This is a genomic window from Caballeronia sp. M23-90, assembly GCF_053574605.1.
In genome coordinates, this window is sequence record NZ_JBSIPA010000924.1 from 1 (window position 1) to 816 (window position 816).

1 protein-coding gene and 1 pseudogene are annotated in these 816 nt (G+C 63.7%); both read right to left on the bottom strand.

Annotated features, from left to right (window positions below; translation table 11 throughout):
* Window positions 1-491: SDR family oxidoreductase (locus tag ACRXB1_RS37030; RefSeq protein WP_449494904.1), on the bottom strand; the 491-nt coding region annotated here is incomplete at its 3' end.
* A gap of 10 nt (window positions 492-501) precedes the next feature.
* A pseudogene (locus tag ACRXB1_RS37035) lies at window positions 502-816 on the bottom strand (acetyl-CoA C-acetyltransferase); the annotation flags it as partial.

Below are 816 nucleotides of genomic sequence, written 5' to 3' on the forward strand. Positions count from 1 at the left end.
TCCTGCAGCGACGCCGCCTTGAGCGCCGCATTCAGCGCGGCCTTGCTCGCCCTGTACAACCAGCCCGCCGTAGCGTTCATCTCCGTAATGCTGCCCATCTTGCTCGATACGACGGCAAGCACGCCGTGCGCGGCGTCCGTCAGCGGCAAGAGGATGGGAAGCAATTGCATGGGACCACGGACGTTCGTGCGCATGACTTCATCGAAATCTTCCGCGAGGATGGTTTCCACGTGCTCCGTGCGCGGACCATAAACCCCCGACACGATGATCGCCGCATCCAGCTTCTCGCCATCGAGTTGCCAGCCGAGCGCGGCGATGTCCTCGGGTCTGGTTGTATCGAGCGAGAAGGTCTTGGCGCCCATGGCTTCGAGACCGCTTAACGATGCCGCATCGCGCGCCGTGGCGAGCACCCGCCAGCCATCACGGCAATACTGGCGCGCAAACTCATGGCCGAGTCCGCGCGATGCACCCACGATCAATACCGTTTTCATAGCGTCACCTTCAGATCAATTCGATGCCCATTGCCGTCGCCTCTCCGCCGCCGATGCACAAGCTCGCCACACCGCGCTTCAGGCCGCGCTGACGCAATGCGCCGATCAGCGTGACGAGGATTCGCGCGCCCGATGCGCCGATAGGATGTCCTAGCGCGCATGCGCCGCCGTTGACGTTGACTTTGTCGTGGGGAAGATCATGTTCGCGCATGGCGGCCATCGCGACGACGGCGAACGCCTCGTTGATCTCGTACAGGTCGACATCGCGCGCGCGCCAGCCGTTCTTCTCGAACAGCTTGCGGATCGCGCCGACGGGCGCCGTGGA